Annotated in this window: 17 protein-coding genes, 1 rRNA gene and 1 riboswitch; of the genes, 6 read left to right on the top strand and 12 right to left on the bottom strand. The window is 47.9% G+C overall.

The annotated features are described in order from the left end of the window. Positions 1–435 precede the first annotated feature (435 nt). From MKY97_RS03675 to MKY97_RS03630, 10 genes are all read right to left on the bottom strand, one after another. Positions 436–1,990, bottom strand: a 16S ribosomal RNA gene (locus MKY97_RS03675). A 640-nt stretch (positions 1,991–2,630) separates the two neighbouring features. Then, positions 2,631–2,900, bottom strand: coding sequence for a hypothetical protein (locus MKY97_RS03670; protein WP_342554167.1), 270 nt, complete (start codon positions 2,898–2,900; stop codon positions 2,631–2,633). A gap of 414 nt (positions 2,901–3,314) precedes the next feature. Next, a complete protein-coding gene (locus tag MKY97_RS03665; protein ID WP_342554166.1) occupies positions 3,315–4,691 on the bottom strand; it encodes an NCS2 family permease in 1,377 nt (458 codons plus the stop codon). A gap of 180 nt (positions 4,692–4,871) precedes the next feature. Beyond that, positions 4,872–4,972: riboswitch (purine riboswitch) on the bottom strand. A gap of 422 nt (positions 4,973–5,394) precedes the next feature. Beyond that, positions 5,395–5,913, bottom strand: coding sequence for a GNAT family N-acetyltransferase (locus tag MKY97_RS03660; protein ID WP_342554165.1), 519 nt, complete (start codon positions 5,911–5,913; stop codon positions 5,395–5,397). Positions 5,914–6,107: 194 nt separating this feature from the next. Continuing rightward, positions 6,108–7,190 carry a nucleotidyltransferase domain-containing protein gene (locus MKY97_RS03655; RefSeq protein WP_342554164.1) on the bottom strand — a complete coding sequence of 361 codons (1,083 nt, stop codon included), beginning with the start codon at positions 7,188–7,190 and terminating at the stop codon, positions 6,108–6,110. A gap of 503 nt (positions 7,191–7,693) precedes the next feature. Beyond that, entirely contained in the window at positions 7,694–9,232 is a 1,539-nt protein-coding gene (gene guaA, locus MKY97_RS03650; protein WP_342554163.1) for a glutamine-hydrolyzing GMP synthase, read from the bottom strand. An 862-nt stretch (positions 9,233–10,094) separates the two neighbouring features. Further along, positions 10,095–12,809, bottom strand: a complete 2,715-nt coding sequence (locus MKY97_RS03645) for a transglutaminase domain-containing protein (protein ID WP_342554162.1) — start codon at positions 12,807–12,809, stop codon at positions 10,095–10,097. Further along, positions 12,796–14,277 carry a DUF58 domain-containing protein gene (locus MKY97_RS03640; RefSeq protein ID WP_342554161.1) on the bottom strand — a complete coding sequence of 494 codons (1,482 nt, stop codon included), beginning with the start codon at positions 14,275–14,277 and terminating at the stop codon, positions 12,796–12,798. Before MKY97_RS03640 ends, MKY97_RS03645 begins: the two co-directional genes overlap by 14 nt. After that, the gene (locus tag MKY97_RS03635) at positions 14,274–15,266 is read right to left on the bottom strand and encodes a MoxR family ATPase (protein WP_342554160.1); all 993 of its coding nucleotides are present in this window, start codon (positions 15,264–15,266) and stop codon (positions 14,274–14,276) included. The genes MKY97_RS03640 and MKY97_RS03635 overlap by 4 nt, the downstream gene beginning before the upstream one ends. 104 nt (positions 15,267–15,370) lie before the next feature. Then, positions 15,371–16,681 carry a polysaccharide deacetylase family protein gene (locus MKY97_RS03630; protein WP_342554159.1) on the bottom strand — a complete coding sequence of 437 codons (1,311 nt, stop codon included), beginning with the start codon at positions 16,679–16,681 and terminating at the stop codon, positions 15,371–15,373. Positions 16,682–16,931: 250 nt separating this feature from the next. Here MKY97_RS03630 and MKY97_RS03625 point away from each other — a divergent pair, with 250 nt between their 5' ends. From MKY97_RS03625 to MKY97_RS03600, 6 genes are all read left to right on the top strand, one after another. Then, positions 16,932–17,588, top strand: coding sequence for a DedA family protein (locus MKY97_RS03625; RefSeq protein ID WP_342554158.1), 657 nt, complete (start codon positions 16,932–16,934; stop codon positions 17,586–17,588). Between the two features lie 166 nt (positions 17,589–17,754). Beyond that, the gene (locus MKY97_RS03620) at positions 17,755–19,269 is read left to right on the top strand and encodes a spore germination protein (protein ID WP_342554157.1); all 1,515 of its coding nucleotides are present in this window, start codon (positions 17,755–17,757) and stop codon (positions 19,267–19,269) included. Positions 19,270–19,289: 20 nt separating this feature from the next. Further along, entirely contained in the window at positions 19,290–20,495 is a 1,206-nt protein-coding gene (locus MKY97_RS03615; protein ID WP_342554156.1) for a Ger(x)C family spore germination protein, read from the top strand. A gap of 4 nt (positions 20,496–20,499) precedes the next feature. Next, the gene (locus tag MKY97_RS03610; RefSeq protein ID WP_342554155.1) at positions 20,500–20,736 is read left to right on the top strand and encodes a hypothetical protein; all 237 of its coding nucleotides are present in this window, start codon (positions 20,500–20,502) and stop codon (positions 20,734–20,736) included. A 17-nt stretch (positions 20,737–20,753) separates the two neighbouring features. Then, on the top strand, positions 20,754–21,851 hold the full coding sequence (locus MKY97_RS03605; protein WP_342554154.1) for an endospore germination permease: 1,098 nt from the start codon (positions 20,754–20,756) through the stop codon (positions 21,849–21,851). 24 nt (positions 21,852–21,875) lie between these two features. Then, complete coding sequence (locus MKY97_RS03600) at positions 21,876–23,000, top strand: endospore germination permease (protein ID WP_342554153.1); 1,125 nt, start codon at positions 21,876–21,878, stop codon at positions 22,998–23,000. Between the two features lie 71 nt (positions 23,001–23,071). Here MKY97_RS03600 and bcp read toward each other — a convergent pair whose 3' ends face one another. Together bcp and MKY97_RS03590 are read right to left on the bottom strand one after the other, a co-directional pair. Then, positions 23,072–23,536 carry a thioredoxin-dependent thiol peroxidase gene (bcp, locus tag MKY97_RS03595; protein WP_342554152.1) on the bottom strand — a complete coding sequence of 155 codons (465 nt, stop codon included), beginning with the start codon at positions 23,534–23,536 and terminating at the stop codon, positions 23,072–23,074. Between the two features lie 106 nt (positions 23,537–23,642). After that, on the bottom strand, positions 23,643–24,428 hold the full coding sequence (locus MKY97_RS03590; RefSeq protein WP_342554151.1) for an ABC-2 family transporter protein: 786 nt from the start codon (positions 24,426–24,428) through the stop codon (positions 23,643–23,645). Positions 24,429–24,430 lie beyond the last annotated feature (2 nt).

Raw genomic sequence — 24,430 nt, 5'->3', positions numbered from 1 at the left:
GTGTTCGAGCTGTCGCTTCCCTTGTTTTGAACTTCGTTCAAAGCCAAAAGTCGCTCCATTTCGATCACTCGCTCCAGCAATCTACCTTATAAAACACTTTCACTTGTTGACACAAGTTCAGCTTGGATGATTGTTGTTCGGTTACTTGAACCGAGCCAGCATTCATCCCTAAAAGGAATGTTCTAATTCGCGTTTGTTTCGTTTCGATATCTAGTTTTCAAAGAACAAATCGGTTTCTTCGGTCCGTTCACCATCGGTGTCCGTCGAACAAACGAGAAGTTTTGAGAGTTTGAGCTCTCAAAACTGAGCAACGAGTGAGTAGTTTGCTCTTCATTTCATCCACACCTGAAGTGATGGACCGAAATGAATCGCTGTTGCAGGTTCAAAGAACCTGCTTATTTGAATGTCTTCATTGCAGAAGACGATTCTCCATAGAAAGGAGGTGATCCAGCCGCACCTTCCGATACGGCTACCTTGTTACGACTTCACCCCAATCATCTATCCCACCTTCGGCGGCTGGCTCCTTGCGGTTACCCCACCGACTTCGGGTGTTATAAACTCTCGTGGTGTGACGGGCGGTGTGTACAAGACCCGGGAACGTATTCACCGCGGCATGCTGATCCGCGATTACTAGCAATTCCGACTTCATGCAGGCGAGTTGCAGCCTGCAATCCGAACTGAGACCGGCTTTTTAGGATTGGTTCCACCTCGCGGCTTCACTGCCCGTTGTACCGGCCATTGTAGTACGTGTGTAGCCCAGGTCATAAGGGGCATGATGATTTGACGTCATCCCCACCTTCCTCCGGTTTGTCACCGGCAGTCACCTTAGAGTGCCCACCCGAAGTGCTGGCAACTAAGATCAAGGGTTGCGCTCGTTGCGGGACTTAACCCAACATCTCACGACACGAGCTGACGACAACCATGCACCACCTGTCTCAACTTTCCCCGAAGGGCACCTAACGCATCTCTGCCTCGTTAGTTGGATGTCAAGACCTGGTAAGGTTCTTCGCGTTGCTTCGAATTAAACCACATACTCCACTGCTTGTGCGGGTCCCCGTCAATTCCTTTGAGTTTCAGTCTTGCGACCGTACTCCCCAGGCGGAATGCTTAATGTGTTAACTTCGGCACCAAGGGTATCGAAACCCCTAACACCTAGCATTCATCGTTTACGGCGTGGACTACCAGGGTATCTAATCCTGTTTGCTCCCCACGCTTTCGCGCCTCAGCGTCAGTTACAGCCCAGAGAGTCGCCTTCGCCACTGGTGTTCCTCCACATCTCTACGCATTTCACCGCTACACGTGGAATTCCACTCTCCTCTTCTGCACTCAAGTCACGCAGTTTCCAGTGCGATCCGGGGTTGAGCCCCGGGATTAAACACCAGACTTACATGACCGCCTGCGCGCGCTTTACGCCCAATAATTCCGGACAACGCTTGCCCCCTACGTATTACCGCGGCTGCTGGCACGTAGTTAGCCGGGGCTTTCTTCTCAGGTACCGTCACCTTGAGAGCAGTTACTCTCCCAAGCGTTCTTCCCTGGCAACAGAGCTTTACGATCCGAAAACCTTCATCACTCACGCGGCATTGCTCCGTCAGGCTTTCGCCCATTGCGGAAGATTCCCTACTGCTGCCTCCCGTAGGAGTCTGGGCCGTGTCTCAGTCCCAGTGTGGCCGATCACCCTCTCAGGTCGGCTACGCATCGTCGCCTTGGTGAGCCGTTACCTCACCAACTAGCTAATGCGCCGCAGGCCCATCCCCAAGTGACAGATTGCTCCGTCTTTCCAGTTTCCTTCAGGCGAAGAAAACAAGTATTCGGTATTAGCTACCGTTTCCGGTAGTTGTCCCAAGCTTGAGGGCAGGTTGCCTACGTGTTACTCACCCGTCCGCCGCTAACCATCCGAGAAGCAAGCTTCTCTTCAAGTCCGCTCGACTTGCATGTATTAGGCATGCCGCCAGCGTTCGTCCTGAGCCAGGATCAAACTCTCCAATAAAGATGAATTTCGCCAGCGTAGTTAAACGCTGTGAAACTCATCGGGGTATTGAAAAGAGCGAATAGCTCATTTTGAATCTGACGAGATTAAAAATCTCATTTTGCTTTCGAAATCATACAGTCCGAAGACGTGTACCGATTCCTCAGCGTTGATCTTGCAAGCAAGATCGTTACTCACTCGTTGTTCAGTTTTCAAAGATCAAACTTGTTTCGCCGCTGAATCTCTTTCGCTTCAGCAACTTTTATATCATATCATTTCCGAACCAACTTTGCAAGCTCTTTTTTCAAGTTTCTTTCGAAGCTTGTTTTTCATTTGCTTGCCGCACCGTGTAAACTGTGTTTTCTTGGCCGGAATTAGAATATACCATGTACGCATTTGTAATGCAAGTATTTTTTTATATCCATTTTCACAGGGCATACGACTAAAAGCAAAGGAGTAATACCTTGGTTTTGTGCATCCATATTCTGTTCATTAATTAAAAGTTTTATACAACAATAATTATATCATCATAAACTTAGCTGTTTTTCTACGCTCCCGCTGCTCTGGAGTTCATCTCTCAAAACTGAATTTCAATCTTTTAAATGTAATCATACGATTATCTGATTCATCCTAACCTTTGATATCATTAATGTGCTCAATCTTAAGGCCTGACGGTCTCCCCACCCATACCACTCACATCAAAAAAGCCTACCTTATGCTTCTTGGCCAACTCACGCATTATGCTATATGCGTCCTCGGAAGCAGACCATGCAAACGCAGCATAGATTACTTCTTTTCCAATGGTACATTCGGTTAATCGGTTATCTGTTCCGGCTTCCTCCATTGCTTCAAAAACTTCATTGCTCACATCCATAGAAGGGAATATCTGAATGAACTCTTCATAGAAGCGCTGAAGGGGCTCTGAAGTCACCTCAATATCCGAGTAGGAATGCTTTTCCGATCACCCGGTTTCCTCTACATACCATTTCATAAATAACTCTCGATCTATTGGCGCCTGAAGCGGTTCAAAAACCATCAAATCATAACTCATTTTAATTTCCTCCTTTATATACTTCGAAGAAATCAGATTTTATTATATATAGTAGATATCCATTGCTGGTAGTCCTTATAAACAGTAACTTCCAGAACTTAATATGTTTAAAATAACACCTGTTATTTCACTCACTTAAGTAATTACTTAAATAAAACAGCAAAAGAAAAAAGCGGATGCTCGATTGGATATCGAAGCTCCGCTTCATTCAAATGCTCATGTTTATTATTTTCTATATCCCTATCTCACCAGTCGCATTATTCGGACCGTGCTTTTAAGCTGGAAAACCCATCCTTACTCCCCACCAATCAATACGTAACGGCAAATGACGATAATGGCCAGTACCCACATCAGCCAGTGCACTTTCACTTTGCGCTCTGTAACGAGATTGCTGAACACAGCCAGAATGACGTAGGATACGATACCTGCGGAAATCCCGTTTGCAATCCCGCCTGTAAATGGCATGAGTACAATCGTAAGAAATGCAGGGAAAGCTTGAAGAAAATCATCCCACTCAATGCTGCGAACCTGACTCATCATAAGCACACCCACAATGATCAATGCCGGTGCTGTTGCAGCGGATGGAACAACCAATGCGAGCGGTGCAATAAACAAAGCCAGAATGAACAGCAGACCTGTTGTTACCGAGGTTAAGCCTGTACGTCCGCCAGCTTCTACACCAGAAGCACTTTCAACATAAGCTGTAATCGTACTTGTACCCAGTGCCGCACCCGCGCTGACGCCGACTGCATCGACGAGCATAGCTTTACCAATCGTTTTCTCACCTTTTGCTTTATCCTTCATGATGCCCATACGTGTCGCCGTACCAACCATCGTACCGAACGTATCAAACAACTCAACGAATGTGAAAATGAAGATGATTTCGAACAAGCCAAGGCTGATAGCGCCTTTCAGATCAAGCTGTCCAACAGCCAGATCACTGAAGTTAGGCAGCCAGCTGGCACTGGACAGGCCGCTCAGATTGGTCACTCCCATTGGAATACCGATCAGCGTTGTAGCTACGATACCGATCAGCAGTGCACCTTTCACACGCATCACCATGAGAACAGCAATCAGCAGCAGCCCAATCAGAGCCAAGAGTGCGTCATGATGTGTAACAAAGTTTCCTAAAGACAGGTTAAAGCTGCTTCCCGGAATCGGCTTGCTCAAATCTGCATCCGGCGCAACATTCACCGTTACCGCCACAAGGTTGGCGAGTTTAAAACCAATAATCGTAATAAAAAGACCAATCCCTACGGTAATTGCCATTTTAATGGACTGTGGAACCGCAACGAGCAGCATCTGCCGAACCCGAGTCACGGTCAAAATAATGAACACGATACCTGAAAGGAATACAGCACCGAGTGCTGCCTGCCAGCTGATCGCGCCGTTCGAACTCAGGACGACGGTCATAAAGTATGCATTCAATCCCATACCCGGAGCGAGTGCGATCGGAACGTTCACGAACAATCCCATAATAATTGTCATTAATCCAGCGCCGACGGCTGTCGCAAAAAATACTGCATTATCAGACATACCTGCCCCAGCTGAACCCAGGAACAATGTGTTTACAAAAAGAATGTAAGCCATTGTCATAAAGGTGGTCAGACCCGCAACAATCTCCGTTCTAACGTTTGTTCCGTTTTCTTTGAGTTTAAAGAAACGATCCATAATTCACTAACTCCTCCTTAGAGATGTTGAAGCTATATTGAAAAACGACAAATGACCCTGAGAAGTATTTTCCCCAGAGTTCAGCTTGACCAGAAGCAGGCACATTGCCTGTGAACCAAGAACAAAAAAAATTCTAATGTGCGCGGGTGATGTTCCACCGCAGTCATGTAGAATTCATGTGCTTAGCCTGCTCCTCTTCGTAGCCAGATCATTAGGGTGATCTCGTAGAGACTCCCGGGCCATATCCCCAGGATTATACGAATTAGTATGCGCTATTTGTTTGCTTTCCATCACCCATTTTAGAAGGACAGCCTTTACTTTGTCAATGAAAAAAACGAATGTTTATGGCACACCCTCTGAATAACGTTCGTATTATTTAACAAATCAAACCAGTTCAGCGATTTACATCCCAGTTACTGGCATGTTTAATAGCAAAGCATAACGACAATATATCCATATTTTCATCACTTTTTTCTGATGGATAAGGGTAAGATTTCATAAATTCAGACAAGAAGATAAGCTGTTTAATGATTTAGGAAATTTAATTACTTAGGCTGTGTTAATTCTAAATGCTGATTTTCTGCCAAAAATATAACCACCCTGTAGAGAGCGGTTAATTAAGCTATATTTCCTATTAGTTGCAGGGTTTTAACGGGTTAAAAGACAAAGCAGCGGTCGGCTTCATCCAAGGAACCTTTTGAAATCAGCTGCAAATAGACTCGCAGGATACCGTAAATTTCATACCCGTCGTCTGCACTACATTTCCTGCAATTTCAGTGAAGCCATCTTCTACTATGGCCGAAATTTCTAGTGTTGATATCAATTTTGTCCAGAACTTAACGGCTTTTAAATTCAATTTGAACATCCCCACCTCGTATCGACCCGAATGAAGTTTGAAGATCTGCATGACTGCATCTTTGGCTATGCTCGTGCCTCTATATTTGGGCAATACGAATAGCTCCTGTACCGAATAGTCCACTCCGTCTGCTGCATAAGGAGGGGAAGTAACCAGAATAAACCCTGCAATCTTTTCATTAAACATGATGAAGTAAGGATATAAGCGTTCATCCCTATAATATGGCGAGATATCTTCCATTTCGAATGTTCCTTCTGTTCCAATATCCTCCCGTGAGTATGCAGAAAGCTCATAGAGATAATAATTAAATAAGTTTTCAAACTGTTCTTTGTTTGTATCCGTTATTTGTTGAATTGTCGCCTTCATCGTCGTAACCCCCGTGAATAATCTCTATTCAGTGCACTCTTCCTGCGTATATCGTATTGTGTATTTTCCGAAAATACACCATGCGGTGCGGACAAACCAGCCCGTCTTTATGTCATTGCACTTTAATTTCATCAATTACTCGGTTTTTTGCTGCTGAAGGAACCGGTCAGAATGTTTTACTCCAAGATATAAGACTACTGATGCATATAGTGGTCATACAGCTGCTCGAAAGTTGTAAAACGTTTGACTTCTCTGCCAACCTGATCATACTCTTCTAGATATTCATCCATTACTTTAAGGAAATTCTCACTCATAACTTGTAAATCCCCTGCATCAAAGTACTGCATGAGATCAAATTTTTTGGTCCCCTTCTCCACAGTCATATAGTCAAGGTACTCTTGTGCACCAAAGGCCGAAAGAAAGGCGTAGGAAGCATCGTTATCTATAACACTATTCAACATTTTATTGCGATAGTTGCTCCACAATTCTTCATATGTTCCCTTCAGATTCTCATAGGTCGGAGCAGGCTTAGCAGTGAAATTATCACACATTGTGCCGTGTAACCTCGCAACACTTTTTAACATATTCAAAGATGCCGTTCGGATCTCTTCAATGCTGGGAGCTTCGATGATTGACATGTATAAGGTTTTGATATCGTCCGGTACATAGCGAAACGAGCATGTCTCCTGCAAATATCGCTTGATTCCTCGCTTGATGCATGTATTATTCATACTGGCTAACGCATTGACCAGATTGTAGAGAACACCGGCGGATGCCTGCCGCACTGCGCCAATATCATCACCCAACATCGTATCGCTGTATGCCTGCTTAGCCAGATCAATCCATTTAATCGCCCGGTTAAGACAATCTTCTCCTATCGGCTTCGCAAGTGCATCCAGAGCTTTTCGCCGGAAGTCATTGAATTTTTCCAAATCTTCAGGGTTTGCATAATAGAGTATCTTGAGTTCGGTTAGACTCGATACGTGGGGACTCTCCAAAGTGGACTGCTCTTGTATTTTTGAATTCCATGGCGTGCAGTAGATATCATAACCAACGTCGTCCAGGATGAAGCAATCGGATATTCCCCAGCCCTTATCTGTATTATTAATGATAACTAGATCAAGATCGCTCTTCTCGTGGAAGTCTCCGGTATTAAATGAACCCGTAAGCCCGATAATTGCGATATCGTCAAGAAAGTCTCTTTTTACGCGTTCGATGACCATATTAATGAGCCGTTCATTTTTGTCCAGTAACTTCTTCTTTATCATTTCGTTCATTCATTATCCCCCTTCCTATGACCCTGTCTTCATTCAACACAACAGCCTTAACTTGAGTCTATCGATTTAAATCTGCAGTTACTATGTATAAATTGATTTAAATCATCTTTGAACAAAATTGAACCGCCAAAACGACGATTTAGCGGATTTTCATTAGTTTTATATCAGGGATTATTTCTCAATTGTTAATCATGTTACTTGAAGACACGAAGCCAAATTTTAAAATCACAATCCATCCTGATACCTTTACATTCACAATAAGTAAGAGTCGATTTATGTCTTTGCTCTGAGAAAGGTCTCTTGGTCCACTATAAAATCCTCAACTAGATTCTTCATTCTGGTCACAAAAAAAACTCCCTTCAATTTGCGAAACAACGCAAATAAAAGGGAGTAACTTGTACAATGTATTGCTGCAGGTGTGACCGTACTGCCAGCGGAGCAAGTGCCACAAACCCTATCTTATCAAGGCTCCAGAACGATTAATATTGTGAATAACTAACGACCTATTCCCACTCAATCGTTGCAGGTGGTTTGGAAGTTACGTCATAGACGATCCGGTTTACGTTATCCACCTCGTTAACGATCCGCACGGAGATTTTCTCGAGTACGTCCCAAGGGATACGTGCCCAGTCTGCTGTCATACCGTCGATCGAAGTCACCGCACGAATACCTACCGTGTAGGAATACGTACGTGCGTCACCCATAACGCCAACACTCTTCATGTTAGGCAGGGCGGTGAAATACTGCCAGATTTCGCGGTCCAGACCGGCCTTAATGATTTCTTCACGCAGGATATAGTCGGAATCACGAACGATTTTCAGTTTTTCTTCCGTCACTTCACCAAGCACACGGATCGCAAGACCCGGACCAGGGAAAGGTTGACGGTGTACGATTTCGTCCGGCAGGCCGCATTCTGTACCTACTTTACGTACTTCATCCTTGAACAGTGTGTTCAAAGGTTCGATCAGTTTGAAATTCATGTCTTCCGGCAGACCGCCCACGTTGTGGTGGGATTTGATCGTCTGTGCCGTAGCTGTACCGCTCTCTACGATGTCCGTGTACAGTGTACCTTGAGCCAGGAATTCGAAATCGTCGAACTGTTTGGACTCTTCATCAAACACATAAATAAACTCGTTACCGATAATTTTACGTTTTTGCTCCGGATCATCCACGCCAGCCAGCTTGGACATGAAACGTTCCTGCGCATCGATTTTGACAACCTTCATATCAAACTTGCCAACAAACGTCTCCATTACGCTCTCTGCTTCACCTTTACGCAGCAGGCCGTGGTCGATAAACATACATGTCAGCTGATCGCCAATCGCTTTGTGCAGCAGGGCTGCCACAACGGAAGAATCCACGCCGCCGCTGAGCGCACACAGCACTTTGCCGTCGCCTACTTTTGCACGAATATCTTTGATGGTGTCATCAATAAAGGTTTCCATCGTCCAATTGCCTTCGCAACCGCAGATTTCGAACAGGAAATTGCGAATCATGTCGTTACCGCGAACGGAGTGACGTACTTCCGGGTGGAACTGAACTGCATACAATTTGCGCTCGTCGTTACTCATTGCAGCGATTGGCGCACTTTCCGTACCTGCATCCAGTTTGAAGCCCGGAGGCAATGTGACAACATGGTCACCGTGACTCATCCATACGGTATGCTCGCCTTCGATGCCTTTTGCAAGTGCGGCACCTGCGGCAAACGCCAGGTCAGCTTTGCCGTACTCACGCTTCTCGGAGCGCTCGACTTTACCTTCAAGCTGCTGTGCCATCAATTGCATTCCGTAACAAATACCGAAGATTGGCAAGCCCAGGTCATAAACGCCCGGATCAACGTGCGGTGCATTCTCGGCGTATACGCTGGATGGACCTCCAGAGAACACGATCCCTTTTGGTGCAAGTTCTGCAATTTTCTCCGCTGGTGTGTTATACGGCAAAAGCTCGCTGTATACGCCAAGATCCCGGATTCTTCTGGCGATTAACTGGTTGTATTGGCCCCCGAAGTCAAGGACAACCACAATTTCATTCTGCTTATTCATTACCGTGCCTCCCTCAATTAATGAAACTAATTATACGCAACGACAAAACCTACCGTCAAGGAAAGACGAAACTCCATTTTCGGGCAGGCAACGAGGAATTGCGACATTGAGCGACATCCGCTGCCATTCCCCGGCCCGGGTTTCGTGATGCACTTTGGTTCAATACGATCTGCACATATGCTCTATCTTTTCTGTCCTTTTAGAATTGGATTAAAGCACCGATTTCATCCATTGGATTCGAAGCATATCTCAGCCGTGGGGTAGAATAGGCAGGCTTTGATAAGGCAGCTTTGTTTAGGAAAGCAGGTACGGGCCATGCTGCAAGAAATATGCCGAGCCGCAGCCGTAATAGCAATGATACGTGTAATTCAAAGTGCTAACGATTCCACAGAACCTTATTTTGAACATTGGAGGCTGTTTGGAGACCTAACGATTTTCAGGAGTCCTATTTGAACTAAAACACCTGAAAGCCGGCGAAAAACGCGGTATTTCAGGTAAATAAGGTTACTAGGGATCGTTAGGTTTTCCAAGTGACCAAAATGGGTCAAATAGCGTCACTGGGGATCGTTAAAGAGGGTAAGTTCCGTTTAGTCCCGTCCACATTGAGGTTGAAAACTGAAAGGAATTACAGCAATTGGGTTAGGCCCCCGAGAGATGACCCAGAATTCCTATTGTAAAAAACAAAAGAAGTCTCCTTCACCCTTGGGCAAACGAGACTTTATGGGAAGCGAGATAGTTCATATTTCTATCCAGCTTCAATAAAGCACGGAGCAGGATGCTCCACCGTGTTTAATACTTTAAGTAGGCGGAGCAGGCTTGTACCTGCATCGGACTTGCTCCTGTTCCTGCGCTGGCGCAGGCATTAGCGCTGGCGTCTTGGGGTACGCCGGGCCAGGCGAAGTGCCCGGCGCAGGAAATCGAGACTGTCCGCGCGCAGCGGACGGTCTGGCCCATACAGCAGCCGCTCCCAATCGGCTGCAAAGCGCGCGATGTCCGCGCCGTCCGTGCCTGCGGCTACGGCGGGTGACGCTGCGTACTCCCGCAGCGTCATGCCCGGCGGCCGCGGGCCGTACTGCCGCGCAAGCGCGTGCCAGACCGGAGCGGCAGCCTGCAGCAGCCGCTCGCGGTCCGGGAAGCTGCTGCGCGGCCACGCCAGCAGCAGCCCAAGCCGCAGCGCGGGGCGAAGCCTCCGCACGCAGGCCCACGCAGCGGCGCACAGCAGCGCCGCTGCCGCAAGTGCTGCCGCGGCTGGCCATGGCGCTGCGGCCAAATTCCGTGCGCGCGCAGCCAGCCACGCGCCTGCACGGGCAAGCCCGCTGCTCATTCCCGGCAGCAGGGCCCCATCGCCAGGCTGTGCCGCGGCGACAACCGCAGCGCTGGCATCTTCAGCCTGCGCAGAGCCAAACCCCGGCGTAGCTTCAAACGGTATCCAGCCTACGCCGGGAAAATATACCTCTACCCAGGAATGGGCATCTCCCTGGGTGACAACAACACGCCCGGGAACCTGGGGGTCTGCCTCTCCCGGGGCGTAACCCTTCACCCAGCGTGCCGGTATGCCTTCGGCACGCAGCAGTACGACCATGGCGGTGGAGAAATGGTTGCAATATCCCGCCCGGGTCACAAACAGAAAATCATCCACAAAATCCGTGCCGCGTGTCGGCATCCGGGTATCCAGCGAGTAGCGGGCATTGGCCTGCAGATAACTGCGTACGGCCTGAACCGCATCGTACCTCGATGCACTCGTACCGACAATTTCGGCAGCCAGATCTCTTACGCGCTGCGGAAGCGTACCCGGGAGCTGCAGATCCTTTCTGCGTATGGAGGCCGGATCAACTGGATTATCTCTGCTCCCGGCAAGATTCTCCTGTGTCTTCACGCCAGTGCTCGTTGTTTCATTCAAACGATTCTTCTTGTGATCCAGACCAGCACTTTTCTGTTCATCCACGCCAAAGCGCTTCTTCTCATCTTCACTAACGCTCTTCTTTTCCATACCAGCACTCTGCCGGAGTTCCTCAGGTGTCACATTCGGTACCATGACATCCACAGTATAGTTCCGAACACGTTCCGTTCGATCCCTTCCTGCAGCAAGCCATAAAGTGCCTGTATCATCACTGGACAGCAGTGACTTTTCATTTTTTCCATTCATTTTGCTGCCATCTTGAAAAGACAAGCTTACCGGCAGCCCTCCTGTAAACAGTGGATTAGGCCCTCGCCACTCCTTCTCCATGGTGATGATCTGACGAACCCGCTGCCAATGCGGATGGTCCTCCCATCCATCGGCACGCAGTAAACCCGAAGCGTCCGCGTAACGAAAGCGCTGCTCCACATCACTCCACGCACTTCCATTGTAATAAGAACGTGTTTCTCCTCTCCAATATGTAGACACTGGAGTGTTTGCCGTGAATACAGGATCATTTCCCTGTACCAGGGGTGCTCCCATAGGCGCATCGACTGTACTGTACCCTGTTACACTGAAGGCGGCCGGCACACTGCGAGAAGGAGTATACCCCGCCCATTTGGCCAATCGTTCGACCGTATCCATAACAGAGATGTGCCCGGCAGGTGACACGAAGGTCATACGGGCAGGAACCACAGACAGCAGTACCAAACTGACAGCAGCTCCTAACGACACAGCTATCCAGGAGAGAAAAACGCTTCTCCGCATTGGACGAGAGCTGTTCTTTCTGCAGCTCATCCTAGTTTGAAGTGTACTTTGGTTTGTACGCTGCTGCGTGCTTTGAATTGTGCCCGGGTCTGTACTTTGATATCCACTTCGGCTTGCGTATACATTTTGATGTGTACTTCTACCTATCCTTTGATGCGCAATTCCATCTGTATGCCGATGTACTCTTCGATGTTTACTTTGAGGTTCATTGGGCTGATCCGGTCCAGATTCTACATGACCTGTTCCTTCATACAGACGCAAAAGGTACAGCATACCCTGAATACACAGCATCCAGCATACTGAACGGACCACCGAGCCATAAGCATCATATTCCGCAAAACTCTCCAGCATAATCAGGTACACTAACGTTCCGACCCCAAACAGAGAGATGCTGCGGCGAAGCATCACCAGATACTGCACCGAAGCAAGCAGCATACTCCAGCCGCACAGCATGAACAACCCTCTGGTTTCTCTGCTCATCACACGAAAGTGCCCTTTGTCGATCCATTCCCCCAGATCAGCATTAAGCAGTGAGGGATAGGATACACCCCACTCGATTGGATGACCGGCTCCGTACATCATACATAATGCAGCATATATAATAGGCACGCGCAGTACGATACTGGCAGCCCAGCCTGTTCGAATCATTCCAGCGGATAAGAGAACGGCCGAATAACACGCCATAACCGCAGCAAAGCGCTCACTGCCCGTTTGACCGGCAGCAGTCACAGGATATATCCATTCCATACACAATACGAGCAGCCCTGCTGTGATCAACCATAGATAAAGCGAAGGCGCAGTTAATGGGCCATCAACCGATAACGGCGGCACCTCTCTTGAACTGCGATTCTTAACCGCCTGATCAGGTGAAACAGAAAATGCCGTGCGAAGCTTTGTTTTACGCTCCCACATCGACAATCCCCGCCTTCCCGCCAAACGAACCCCCGTTTGCAGCAGCCTCCTGACAGACTACCCGTATCCCTTTCGATATAAGGCGCCCCGTCCACTCTTCCGTACGCTTGGTATTTACGGACGGGATGGACGCCGCAGGTGCTCCAGCAGCTGCATTCCCGCCTGTAGCCTTCCGTACCTGATCCAGTGTTTTATCCTGCTTTCCTTCCAGTCGATGCTGCTTTTCTTCAAATGGACCAACGTGAGAATCAGCTGAGGAATATCCGCTGTTCTCTGTATATCCGCCTATTGCTGCAGGAGCATTGGCTAAATGCACAACTGCCTGAAAGTCCAAGGCAGCCGCATACTCAAGCCAGACCACAAGGCGTTCATCCAGCTGTCCCGTAAATACGAGGATACTTGAACCGTAAGGAAGCTGTTCCAGCCTGCTAACATCCAGCTGGACTTCAGACGGTACGATCTCCTTACGTAAACGAGCGTAAGCCAGCCGTTTCAACGCATAGGCTAATCTTTCCTCTGAATCAATATCGGTCCCCTGCACCTCTCCAGCAGCGCCGCTTCGATTTATCTGTACTTCATGCCGTGACACAGCTCCCAAAGGCATGTCCGCTTTACCGGCCAGCTCTTCCCCGCTCAGCCAGAGCTGACAGGGCATCTGTGCATCTGCCGCTTCCCGAACCCAATCAGCAGCGCCAATCACTGCTCGTTCAAACGCTTCATGCGTCTGATCTTCAGCACCATGCTTCTCGTAACCGGAATGTTCCTCGTATACTACAACCGCCAGCGAGGTACGCTGCGGCATTTCAGGAATCAATGTGTGGAGCTTTCCGGTTCGGGCCGTGCTTTTCCAATGAATCTGATTAAAAGAATCTCCCAGCTGATATTCACGAATCTCCGTTCCGGGAGCACCCTCTACATGTCGATGCAAGCCCATACCTTCCCCGCTGTTCGTACACGCTTCCGGCCAAATGGACGACCCGGCATGTCCGGCGGAGGCTGGTACCACCACAATCGGCTGCTCACCTTCAAGCACGGTGTACGCCTTGTTCCATCCAAAAACATCTCCCCAGTACGCTCGCCCCTGCTCCCACGCATGCACTCCCCGGGCAAGACCAGTTATCTCATATTGATAAGACCACTGCCTCTTCATACCCGGAAAAAATAATTTACGATGTACACCTGCAGGGGTGTTGTCGCAGACTACAAGCCACAGCAGCGGAAGCACACAGCGAATCTCCAGCTGCACATGAACACGTATTCGTTCTCCTGCCGCAATCTGATCTTTTCGGATATGTCTGCGTATATGAATGTGACGAGGACCGAAGATTTGAAGCAGTATTCCATAACTCAAGATCAGCATGGAGACAGCCGCCAGAAACAACGCTGATTTTCCGCCATGCCAGAAATAGAGAGAGGCCAGAAGAACAGCAGCCATCACTTGAGGCCAGTTTCCGCGAAACCCTCTCATGCGCGCCGCCCTCTGCCTTGACCGCTCATCTGAACGGGTACAGGCACAGTCGATAACACTTCATGGATCACCTGCTCCTGCACTGCACTTCCGTCTGTCCTGTTCATTGATTTCAGCTGAATCCGGTGGGAGAGGACCGGTACGGCAAGTGATTTCACATCATCCGGTACAGCGTAACTGCGTCCCTGCAAATAGGCATACGCCTGCACAGCTGTCATCCAGGCCAGCGTTCCACGAGGACTGATTCCCAATCTCACCGCATCGTGACTTCTCGTCGCCACGGCAACCGCTACGAGATACTGCTTGATCACGGCATCCACATGCACCCGTCTGACTTCACGCTGCATTGCAGTAACTTCCTCAGCCAGCAGAATAGGACGCATGTTCTCCAGCACATCGTTACTCCGCTCACGAGACAGCAGCTCTACCTCCTGCTCAGGTGCAGGATACCCCAGCGTAATTCGCATCATAAACCGATCCAGCTGCGCTTCAGGCAGGCGGTACGTACCTTCAAATTGCAGCGGATTCTGTGTTGCAAGCAGCAGAAAGGGTCTTGGCAGCGCATAGGTCGTGCCGTCCACCGTCACGCTGCGTTCTTCCATGGCCTCTAATAACGAAGATTGCGTCCGGGGCGATGCACGGTTAATTTCATCGGCAAGCACAATATTGTTCATCAGCGGCCCCGGTCTAAACCTGAACTCTCCTGCAGGCGCATGGTAAATGGATACACCGGTTACATCTGCCGGCATCACATCCGGCGTACACTGAATACGCCCCATTGCACAGCTTAACGAGGAAGCTGCCGTGCGGATAAGCATGGTTTTCCCTGTACCCGGCACATCTTCCAGCAGCACATGTCCTTCACTAAGCATCGCAGTAAGTATATATTGAATTTCCCGCTTCTTGCCGATGATCACCTCGGCTATTCGACTGCTGACCCTGTTCAACAGCTCGACGGCATGTTCATGTTCAATTCGTTTCTTGGTCATCGGACTAACCTCTCCTTCCCTGTCACTTAAATCCTGATTATCGTAATCTATGATTCATTCTTACCAGGAAGTAGAGAGAATAGTCAGATGATCCTCCATTTCTTTTAAATCATGCTGTAGGAATGTTTCAAATTCATCGAAGTCCACGGCGGGTCCACGGTGATTATCCACGCATTGTCCCTTGATTGCACAGCGTACTGCTCTGCCCCAAACTGCTCCATTAATTCACCCGCATCCGCCCAGATCGTACCTCCACTGCTTTCTATAACGCCCCGTACTGTCCTGCCCTCCTGGTTATGTAAACGTTTGGACGTCAATGTTCCCTTGACCGGGTTAATCTGCACAATACGGTCTTTCCACCAGGTTGTTGCTGTACCAGAGGTTTGATCCCAGCTTATGCTGCCTCCCAGTTTGGTCATATAACTGCGCAGTGGAACAAGGATTTTCTGATCTTTGAACCGGTATTCGCCAGGCCTAAGTTCAATCGTTGTGTATCCCAATTGAATCTGAAGTGGTTTGGCTGCGAGCCATTGGTTTGCATTCGTGTCTACATGTTTGGCAATCCAGCCAGCACTCGGGGACGGACGGTTTTTATATTTAACCGCAGGTTTAACCTGAAACTGCACAGGTTTGTCTGATGCCTGCATCAATTCAAAACGGTAGCCCTGCTGTTTGTAATAGTGAATAATGTCTGGCAGTGCCTTCACCGTCTCGGCATGTGCTCCTCCGTCATGCATCAGCACAATGGCAGAAGATGTTCCTGCCGGGACGTTTACAGCATGAGCTTTAATTTCACTGGCGGGCACATTCCGCCGCTTGGAATCGCCGCTGTCCACGTTCCAGTCCATGACAGCGTATCCTCCCTTTTTCAACAGGTCAAAATAAGTCTGGTCAAAATGTCCGTATGTTCCGCCAGGTGCTCTTACAAGTGCAGGGCGAACGCCTGCAATGCGGTTAAGGATATCTTCCGTGCGTTTGATTTGCTGCCAGAACGTTTGAAAATTGCGGTAAAGCTCGTTATATTCATGGTTATATGTATGATTGCCAAGGGTATGCCCTTCACGTATCATGCGTTTGATCATTCCAGGCATGCGCTCAGCGTGTTCTCCCAGCACAAAAAAAGTAGCTGGAACCTCTTCATCGCGCAAAATATCCAGAACTTCCGGTGTATGTTTGCCTGGCCCATCGTCAAAGCTCAGGTAGACTACCTTGTCTGGCTTATCACTTTTCGCTGCCGCTTCAGCTGACATTGCACCTGCTCCAAGCACCCCTGCCAGCAGCAGTATAACAAATGAGCACCACATGGACAGATGCCGCCGCAATCGCCATCTCTCAGCGGAATGATATGAAGTTTGCTGTTCAGCAAGCTGCCCGTTTTGTTTTTGTTCCGTCCATCTTCCCGATTTCTGTGCCATTGGTGAATCAACCTCCACACTCTAGTGAATTTGCTGATAGACTTCAGCAGATTTGTTAGAATTATATGGGGACGGATCACAAAAAAGACGTCATTTGATCTATTATTTTACTGCAATTGTCACAGGCTTCTGCAATGGGGTCATTGATTCTTGATCTGCAATTCGGTAGCATTAGAAAATAATGAATATGAACGGGCATACAGCTGTCGGAACAGCCTGATTCATATGAATCACCAGGAGTGTGAACCTATTGGAAATACTTGAGAAGGTCCAGCAGTTATTCGGCTCTTACGGATACAGCGTATTGTTTTTCGGTCTGCTGCTGGAGTTTATTGCACTTCCCTTCCCAGGAGAAACGACCATGGCATATGCGGGTTACCTGTCCTACAGAGGGCAGCTGGATTTCGGTACGCTTGTGATATTGGCGTTTCTCGGAACGACGATCGGCATGACCATAACGTATTTCATTGGTGCCCGAGCCGGCCTTCCCTTTATCATGCGATATGGAAAATGGTTTTTCCTCAAACCGGACAAGCTGGATAAAACACAGAAGTGGTTTGCCAAGTACGGCAACGCCTTAATTTTCATCGGATACTTTATTCCGGGAGTCCGTCACTTCACGGGTTACTTCTCAGGCATTGCTGCGATTCCATTCCGCAAGTTTGCTCTATATGCCTATTCGGGCGCACTGTTCTGGGTAGTGCTGTTCCTTGGAATTGGTAAGCTGTTCGGACCTGGCTGGAACGCGATTTTCACGCTCGCTCATAAATATACAGCTGTCATTCTGGCAGTCATCGGGCTTGTGCTGCTGATTGCCGTGATCTATCGGTATCGTAAAAGCTGGACAAACCGCAGAGCCCACAAGGCAGTGCCTGTTCCTCAAAGACAAAAGCAAAATGCAGACTGATCGCTGTCTGGTGATCTAGGTTTAAAGTCGTGCGACTGCACGGCTTTTTTTTGCGTTCGCTTCTATTCGTTATGAAATAAAACGTAAATTATCTTTTTTTCATAAATTGAAAAACTCCCGGTCATACTACTTGCAAATAAAGGGATGTATAGATAGGGGGGACAGCATGGCTTCAGAAACACAGACACCGCAGGAATCACAGTCAATTCATCCCAACCTGCATGAGAATATTACGTACTGCAAGGACGCCATGGGTAACAGTAATGACCTGATGATCCGTCCGCTGCAGACCCTGCATAAATGGCCATCTGTTTTGCTGTATATTGACGGACTGATTGACGTCCAGATTCTGAATAATGCCATCCTGCAGTCTCTGCTGCAGGAACGAAGTTTGCCTGACTTTTCTGCAGACGACGAACATCTGTCCTACCTGCAGAATGATGTTCTTACTGCCGGTGAAGTACTCTGGGTCAACGATATGGATGATGTAATGAATTCCATGCTGGCAGGGGATATCATTCTGCTGCTGGAGGGATCCTCTCGCGGATTGAAAATCGGCGCGGCAGGCTGGGAGGATCGTCCCGTTGGTGAGCCTGTCTCCCAAACGGTTGTACGGGGTCCCATGGAAGGTTTCACAGAAAATATGCGGACAAATACCGCATTAATCCGCAAACGAATTCGTGATCCCCATCTGTGGATTGAAGAGCGTGAGATTGGACGAGTCACCAAAACCCGCGTAGCTGTCGTATATCTGGAGCACATTGTAAACGAGGACGTCGTTCAGGAACTTCGCAGGAGACTGGATGAGATCGATATCGACAGTATTCTGGAGAGCGGGTACATCGAGGAACTTGTGCAGGACAAAACAAAAACGATCTTTCCGACCGTATATAACAGTGAACGTCCAGATACCATTTCGGCTGCCTTACTGGAAGGTCGCGTAGCCATTATCGTCGATGGCACCCCCTTTGTTCTGCTTGTTCCCGCTCTGTTCGTTCATTTTTTCCAGTCTCCCGAGGACTATTATCAGCGAGCAGATATCAGCACACTGATTCGTATGATTCGATATCTGTCCTTCTTTATCGCCATGCTGGCACCGGCCTTCTATATCGCTATTTCAACATTTCATCAGGAAATGCTGCCAACCAACCTGCTGATCAGCCTGGCTGCTCAGCGGGAAGGTGTACCCTTTCCTGCTTTTATTGAGGCCCTCCTCATGGAATTGACCTATGAAATTTTGCGCGAAGCCGGTATCCGGATTCCCAAAACAGTCGGGCAGGCTGTATCCATCGTAGGTACGCTGGTCATTGGGCAAGCAGCGGTAGACGCAGGTGTCGTATCTGCCGCTATGGTTATTATCGTATCGATTACGGCAATATCCAGTTACGTAATCCCGGAGAACGGCCTTTCAATTTCCGTGCGAATTCTTCGCTTTGTATTAATGATATTGGCCGCAGCCTTCGGTTTCTACGGTATTCTGATCGTGCTGCTGATTACGGTAACTCATCTATGCAGCCTTCGCTCATTCGGTATTTCGTATATGACTCCGTTTGCACCATATATCCAGAAAGACCTCAAAGATACGATCTTCCGCGTACCTTGGTCCCGGATGAAAACAAGGCCATTATCCACAGGAACACCTAATGTAAAGAGACAAAAACCCGGAAAAATGAAACGTTAACTTAGTCAGGAGATCATCATATGAGAAGAGGTTTATGCCTGCTGTTATCCCTTGCCATGCTGCTTCCCCTGCTGACCGGCTGCTGGGATCGCCATGAACTTAATGAACTTGGCATCATGCTCGGCCTTGGGGTCGATAAGGAAGGGGACCAGATTCGGGTAAGTGCCCAGATTGTCGTACCGAATGAAATATCAGCCAAAGCTGTGGGCGGGAAAGGTACACCTGTGACCCAGTATCAGGCAACGGGAAAGTCACTGTTCGAGGCCATTCAAAGTCTCACCCAAACCAGCCCGCGGAGAATATTTATGTCTCATATTCGGGTTCTCATATTCGGAGAGGATTTTGCCCGCAATGAGGGGATCTACGACGTGATGGAGGCACTTATGAGAGAACCCTCGGTTCGGCCAGATTATTACGTTATGGTAGCGCGTAAAACGACAGCTGCTGAAGTACTTAACCTGCTTACGCCTCTGGATAACATTCCGGCTGATAAATTGTTCAATTCTTTGGATGTCTCAGCCAAAACGTGGTCCCCCACAACGACGGTAACAGGGGATCAACTTATGGACTTTATGCTTACACCTGGTATCAATCCGGTTATTACCGGTGTTGAAATTATAGGGAATCAGAACAAAAAGAGCAGTCTGGAGAACATATCCACCATCCGTACAGGTGCGAAACTGAATACAACAGGCCTGAGTGTATTTAAAGGTGACAAGCTGATTGGCTGGCTGAATGAAGATGAGTCTAAGGGATACAATTACATCCGGGGGAATGTGAAATCTACGATGGGTCATGTGGACTGCCCAAGTGGAGAAGGAGTCGTTACGATGAAAACCCTTCGGGCTTCAACGGATCGTAAAGCCAAAGTTGTCAACGGAGAACCTCAAGTGAAGATCAAACTTCATATTGTATCTTCTGTTGCATCAGTTGACTGCAGTATGCAGATTGGTTCCATGACAGCCATTCGTGAGTTGGAAAAGGTGTCCGAAGATCGTCTCAAGGAGCTTATGCAGAAATCCGTTAATGCGGTACGCCGCAAGTATCATGTAGACATCTTCGGCTTTGGCCAGGAGATTTACCAGAATGATCCTAAATTCTTCAAAAAAGTAGAGAATGATTGGGATAAATACTTTGAAAATCTTGACGTAGTTTATGAAACAAAAGCCCAAATCAGGCGTGTGGGCGCCCTCGACAACTCTTTCAAAAATCAAATAAAGGATTGAGGATATGCTGCTCTCTATCACAGCTGTTGTAATCGGATGTTTGATTGGATTAATCGATCTGCCCAAGCTCATTCGGGGCAAGCAGTGGAAAGAAACCGCTGTGTACAGCGGTATGCTGCTCACAGCTACAGTGTTCAGTGTGATTGCTGTTAATTTGTGGGAATTCCCCAGCCCCTTGTACATCATCATCTGGATCTATGAACCCGTTAATCAATTACTGGCTTACCTCACTGGAACTTAGCCAAAGGAGTGAAATCGATGCTCGAAAAGGGACGCCTGGGTACCCGCGCACTGGCAGCCTTGACCTTTATGATGGTCGTAGGCGATATGATGCTGATCTATCCTTCAGTCATCACGTCGTATGCCAAACAGAATTCCTGGATTTGTGCCCTGATCGGTGTTCCAATCAGCATGCTTCTTATGGCGATGTTCCTCAAACTGGGTAAAGCATACCCGGATCAGAACCTGGTCTCCATAGCTCGGAGCATCCTTGGGTTCTGGCCCGGAACGCTGGTGGCTGTATTTTACTTGTACTTTTTTGTTATGGGTGCATCTACCCATACCCGGGAAGTAGGTGATTTTATGGTCTCACAAATCTTCCCTTATACCCCCATTCGTGTGCTTATCCTTTTATTTGTCATTGCTGTTTGCTGGAGCGTACACAACGGAATTGAAACCATCGGAAGAACTAGTGAGCTGTTGCTGCCGATTATTGTCATATTCATCCTTACCCTTTCCTTCTGTCTACTGCCCGAAGTAGATGCCCGCAACCTGAAACCAGTTCAAGACACCGACATTGTTACTTTGGCTCAGGGTATTTTGGTAAGTATCATCTATCCTGTGGGCGAAGCTATTCCCATCCTCATGCTGCTTCCCTATACCGTCAGCCAGCTCCACCGGAATCGGGATGTTATTATCGCTGCCGGCCTGGGCAATCTGATGCTTGCCATGCTGGTTATCATTTCTCTGCTTGTACTGGGTGCCTTTTTGTCACAGCACAGCATCTATGCCTCTTTTATACTGGCTCAGAAAATTAATGTCGCCGACTTTTTTCAGAGAATTGAGGCGTTTATGGCATCTGCCTGGCTCATCTCAACATACTTCAAAGCTGTAATCTATATGTATGCTTTCACGATAGGCATTGCTGAACTGTTTAAGCTGCAGCAGTATCGTTCTTTAATTCTGCCTACCTCCATGCTTGTATTCGGTTTATCTAACGTCATTGCTCCTGGTGTGATCTTCATCGTTATTACCGTGGTCCCCTACTGGGTCGATTGGGACACAACGATAGGTATTATATTGCCTGGTATGCTGCTGCTCATCCACTTAACCAAGACCCGTTTTAGCAAAGCCTGACTTGAATTGAAAGGAGTGCACGCCATGCTGGTTCAGGAGCGATTGACGATTCGCCAGTTCACAGTCCTGGCACTCATGACAATGATTGGGGACATGATTTTGATCTATCCCACGATGGTCACTTATTCAGGTAATCAAGATGCCTGGATCTGTTCCATCATATCTCAGCCGATCGGATTATGTATATTGTGGTTGCTCTATAAGCTGCATCAAACATATCCGACCCTATCATTAATTGAAATCTGTCCCAAAATACTCGGGGTATGGATCGGTTCTATTCTGTCCGTAGGTTATTTGTTCTATTTTATGATGGGAGCTTCCATATGTATTCGAGAAGTCGGGGATTTTATGACGACGCAAATTTATCTATATACCCCAATAAGAGCTATACTTCTGCTTTTTGTTGCAGCACTCACCTGGGGAATGGTGAAAGGCCTGGGGTCTATCGGAAAAAGCGCTGAAGTTTGGGTCCCTTTTGTTATTGTCGGACTGCTCATCCTCATTATATTTTTGCTCCCAAAGGCAGAGCTCTCCCGGATAAAACCCTATTTAAGCACACCCTTTTTCCCTATGGTATCAGGCAGTATCCGCGGTGCTACAGCCTCGTATGGAGAGCTTATTATTCTGTCAATGATTCTCCCATACATTAAACATGATTCGCATGTTCGCCGGGATATGATGCTTTCTACCCTGTTTGGAGGTGCGCTGCTAACCTCTCTTCTGTTTATTGCCCTGCTTGTGATGGGCCCTATGCTCACACAGCACAATATTTATATATCTTATGTTTTGGCACAGAAAATCAATGTCGGAAACTTTTTTCAACGGATCGAAGCCCTAACGGCTACGGCGTGGCTGGTGTCCACGTACTTCAAAACCATCATATATATCTTCGGGTTCGTACTGGGTACTGCTCAATTATTTCGATTAAAAAGTTATAAACCTCTGGTTTTGCCATCGATGATGCTGTTCTTTGCAATGTCTGTCGTCCTTGCTCCAAATATTGTTTTCTATACCACAACCATTATCTATGCTTGGTTTGATTGGGATTTTACGATATGCCTGATTATTCCGTCACTGCTTATCTTGATCCATCGGGTCAAACAAGGCTTCAAGAAGCGCCGCGGCAGATCGGCCGCTGAAGCAGAATAAACAGGCTGCATCCGGAACTTTTCAGTCCATGGATACAGCCTGTTTTTAATTTTATTCAAAATGTGGACGTCCTACAGAGCCTTGACTGTCTCCAGCGCCTCTTCAATATGCCCCTTCACTCGTACCTTCGCCCACTGCTTGATCAGCCTGCCCTCTTCATCCAGCAGGAAGGTTGAACGCACGATTCCCATGTACTCTTTGCCGTACATTTTCTTCAGCTGCCACACACCGAACTGCTCCGCAACAGCATGCTCCTCATCCGATAACAGGATAAAGGGCAGTCCGTATTTGGCAATAAATTTGTCATGCTGTTTCATCTGGTCGGTACTGATCCCCAGAATAACGGTATTCAGCCCCTGAAACTCCTCATGCCGATCACGGAAATCACAGGCTTGCTGGGTACAGGAAGAGGTCATATCTTTCGGATAAAAGTAAATCAAGACACGTTTACCCCGATAATCAGACAGCTTCACCGACTCACCCGAGCTGGATGGCAGCTCGAAATCCGGGACTTGTACACCTTCTGTTAAAGTCATCTTCATGTCCTCCTTGTAATTCACGTTAAATACATGTTACCCCATCCTTGGACTCCCTTACGAACTTCTTGAAAATGGACGCTATACACTCGTGCTGGAGTCCCGGTTATGATCCCGCTCCCCGGTACCTCTTTACACCAAAGTTCCACAAGGTAAGTCCAATGGCTGCAAACACCAGTCCCATGACCGGAGTGAGCAAAGCCATACGATGCATTTCAGCTCGATCAAGGAATAGTGCTGCAGGATAGATGCCGACAAAGGCAAACGGGATGATCCAAGTGAGCAGCACCTGAATCGCTCTGTTATAGATCGTTACCGGATAACGTCCATACCCTTGAATATTGTACATTAGCGGTAGTATGCCTGTCGGCGCATCCGAGTAAAAGGACAATGATGTCAAGGTGGTATAGATGCCCGCATAGATTAGAACTGAACTAATCGCCAGAATAATCAAGGCAGGGATATGCCACCATTCCAGCACCAGACCCATCTCTGCTCCGCTGCTGATCATGATGATCAACCCGATGAATGAGCCTACGAGAGAGGGCGGATCAACATTTTCAAGCAGGATCTGGAACAGATTATGTGCCGGTCGTGTCAGAATACGGTCCATTTCGCCTTTGACAATATACCGTTCGCTGAACCCCCACAGATTGATAAAACAGCTAAAGATGCCGTATGGCACCATAAAGTACCCGTATACAAACAAAACTTCCGCCTCACTCCAGCCGCCGAGGTTATCCGTATGCCGGAACACCACAAAGATAAAGATCAGATTCGTTGCCTGAAACAGCAGATCCGAGATAATCTCCACCCAGAAGTCGGCGCGGTACGTCAGACGTGTCTTCATATAATTTTTCAAATATTCCCAGATCAGACCGATATAGTACATTC

The sequence above is a fragment of the Paenibacillus sp. FSL R7-0652 genome (assembly GCF_038595045.1).
Taxonomy (GTDB): domain Bacteria; phylum Bacillota; class Bacilli; order Paenibacillales; family Paenibacillaceae; genus Paenibacillus.
The sequence above is the reverse complement of the archived record's forward strand: the minus strand, read 5'-3'. Positions and strand labels throughout refer to the sequence as shown.

Coding starts and splice junctions, on each gene's coding strand:
- MKY97_RS03615 (WP_342554156.1), top strand. CDS start 19,290: ATGAGAAGAGGTTTATGCCTGCTGTTATCCCTTGCCATGCTGCTTCCC.
- guaA (WP_342554163.1), bottom strand. CDS start 9,232: ATGAATAAGCAGAATGAAATTGTGGTTGTCCTTGACTTCGGGGGCCAA.
- MKY97_RS03605 (WP_342554154.1), top strand. CDS start 20,754: ATGCTCGAAAAGGGACGCCTGGGTACCCGCGCACTGGCAGCCTTGACC.
- MKY97_RS03655 (WP_342554164.1), bottom strand. CDS start 7,190: ATGAACGAAATGATAAAGAAGAAGTTACTGGACAAAAATGAACGGCTC.
- bcp (WP_342554152.1), bottom strand. CDS start 23,536: ATGACTTTAACAGAAGGTGTACAAGTCCCGGATTTCGAGCTGCCATCC.
- MKY97_RS03660 (WP_342554165.1), bottom strand. CDS start 5,913: ATGAAGGCGACAATTCAACAAATAACGGATACAAACAAAGAACAGTTT.
- MKY97_RS03665 (WP_342554166.1), bottom strand. CDS start 4,691: ATGGATCGTTTCTTTAAACTCAAAGAAAACGGAACAAACGTTAGAACG.
- MKY97_RS03645 (WP_342554162.1), bottom strand. CDS start 12,809: ATGTGGGAGCGTAAAACAAAGCTTCGCACGGCATTTTCTGTTTCACCT.
- MKY97_RS03610 (WP_342554155.1), top strand. CDS start 20,500: ATGCTGCTCTCTATCACAGCTGTTGTAATCGGATGTTTGATTGGATTA.
- MKY97_RS03620 (WP_342554157.1), top strand. CDS start 17,755: ATGGCTTCAGAAACACAGACACCGCAGGAATCACAGTCAATTCATCCC.
- MKY97_RS03640 (WP_342554161.1), bottom strand. CDS start 14,277: ATGAGAGGGTTTCGCGGAAACTGGCCTCAAGTGATGGCTGCTGTTCTT.
- MKY97_RS03635 (WP_342554160.1), bottom strand. CDS start 15,266: ATGACCAAGAAACGAATTGAACATGAACATGCCGTCGAGCTGTTGAAC.
- MKY97_RS03590 (WP_342554151.1), bottom strand. CDS start 24,428: ATGTACTATATCGGTCTGATCTGGGAATATTTGAAAAATTATATGAAG.
- MKY97_RS03630 (WP_342554159.1), bottom strand. CDS start 16,681: ATGGCACAGAAATCGGGAAGATGGACGGAACAAAAACAAAACGGGCAG.
- MKY97_RS03600 (WP_342554153.1), top strand. CDS start 21,876: ATGCTGGTTCAGGAGCGATTGACGATTCGCCAGTTCACAGTCCTGGCA.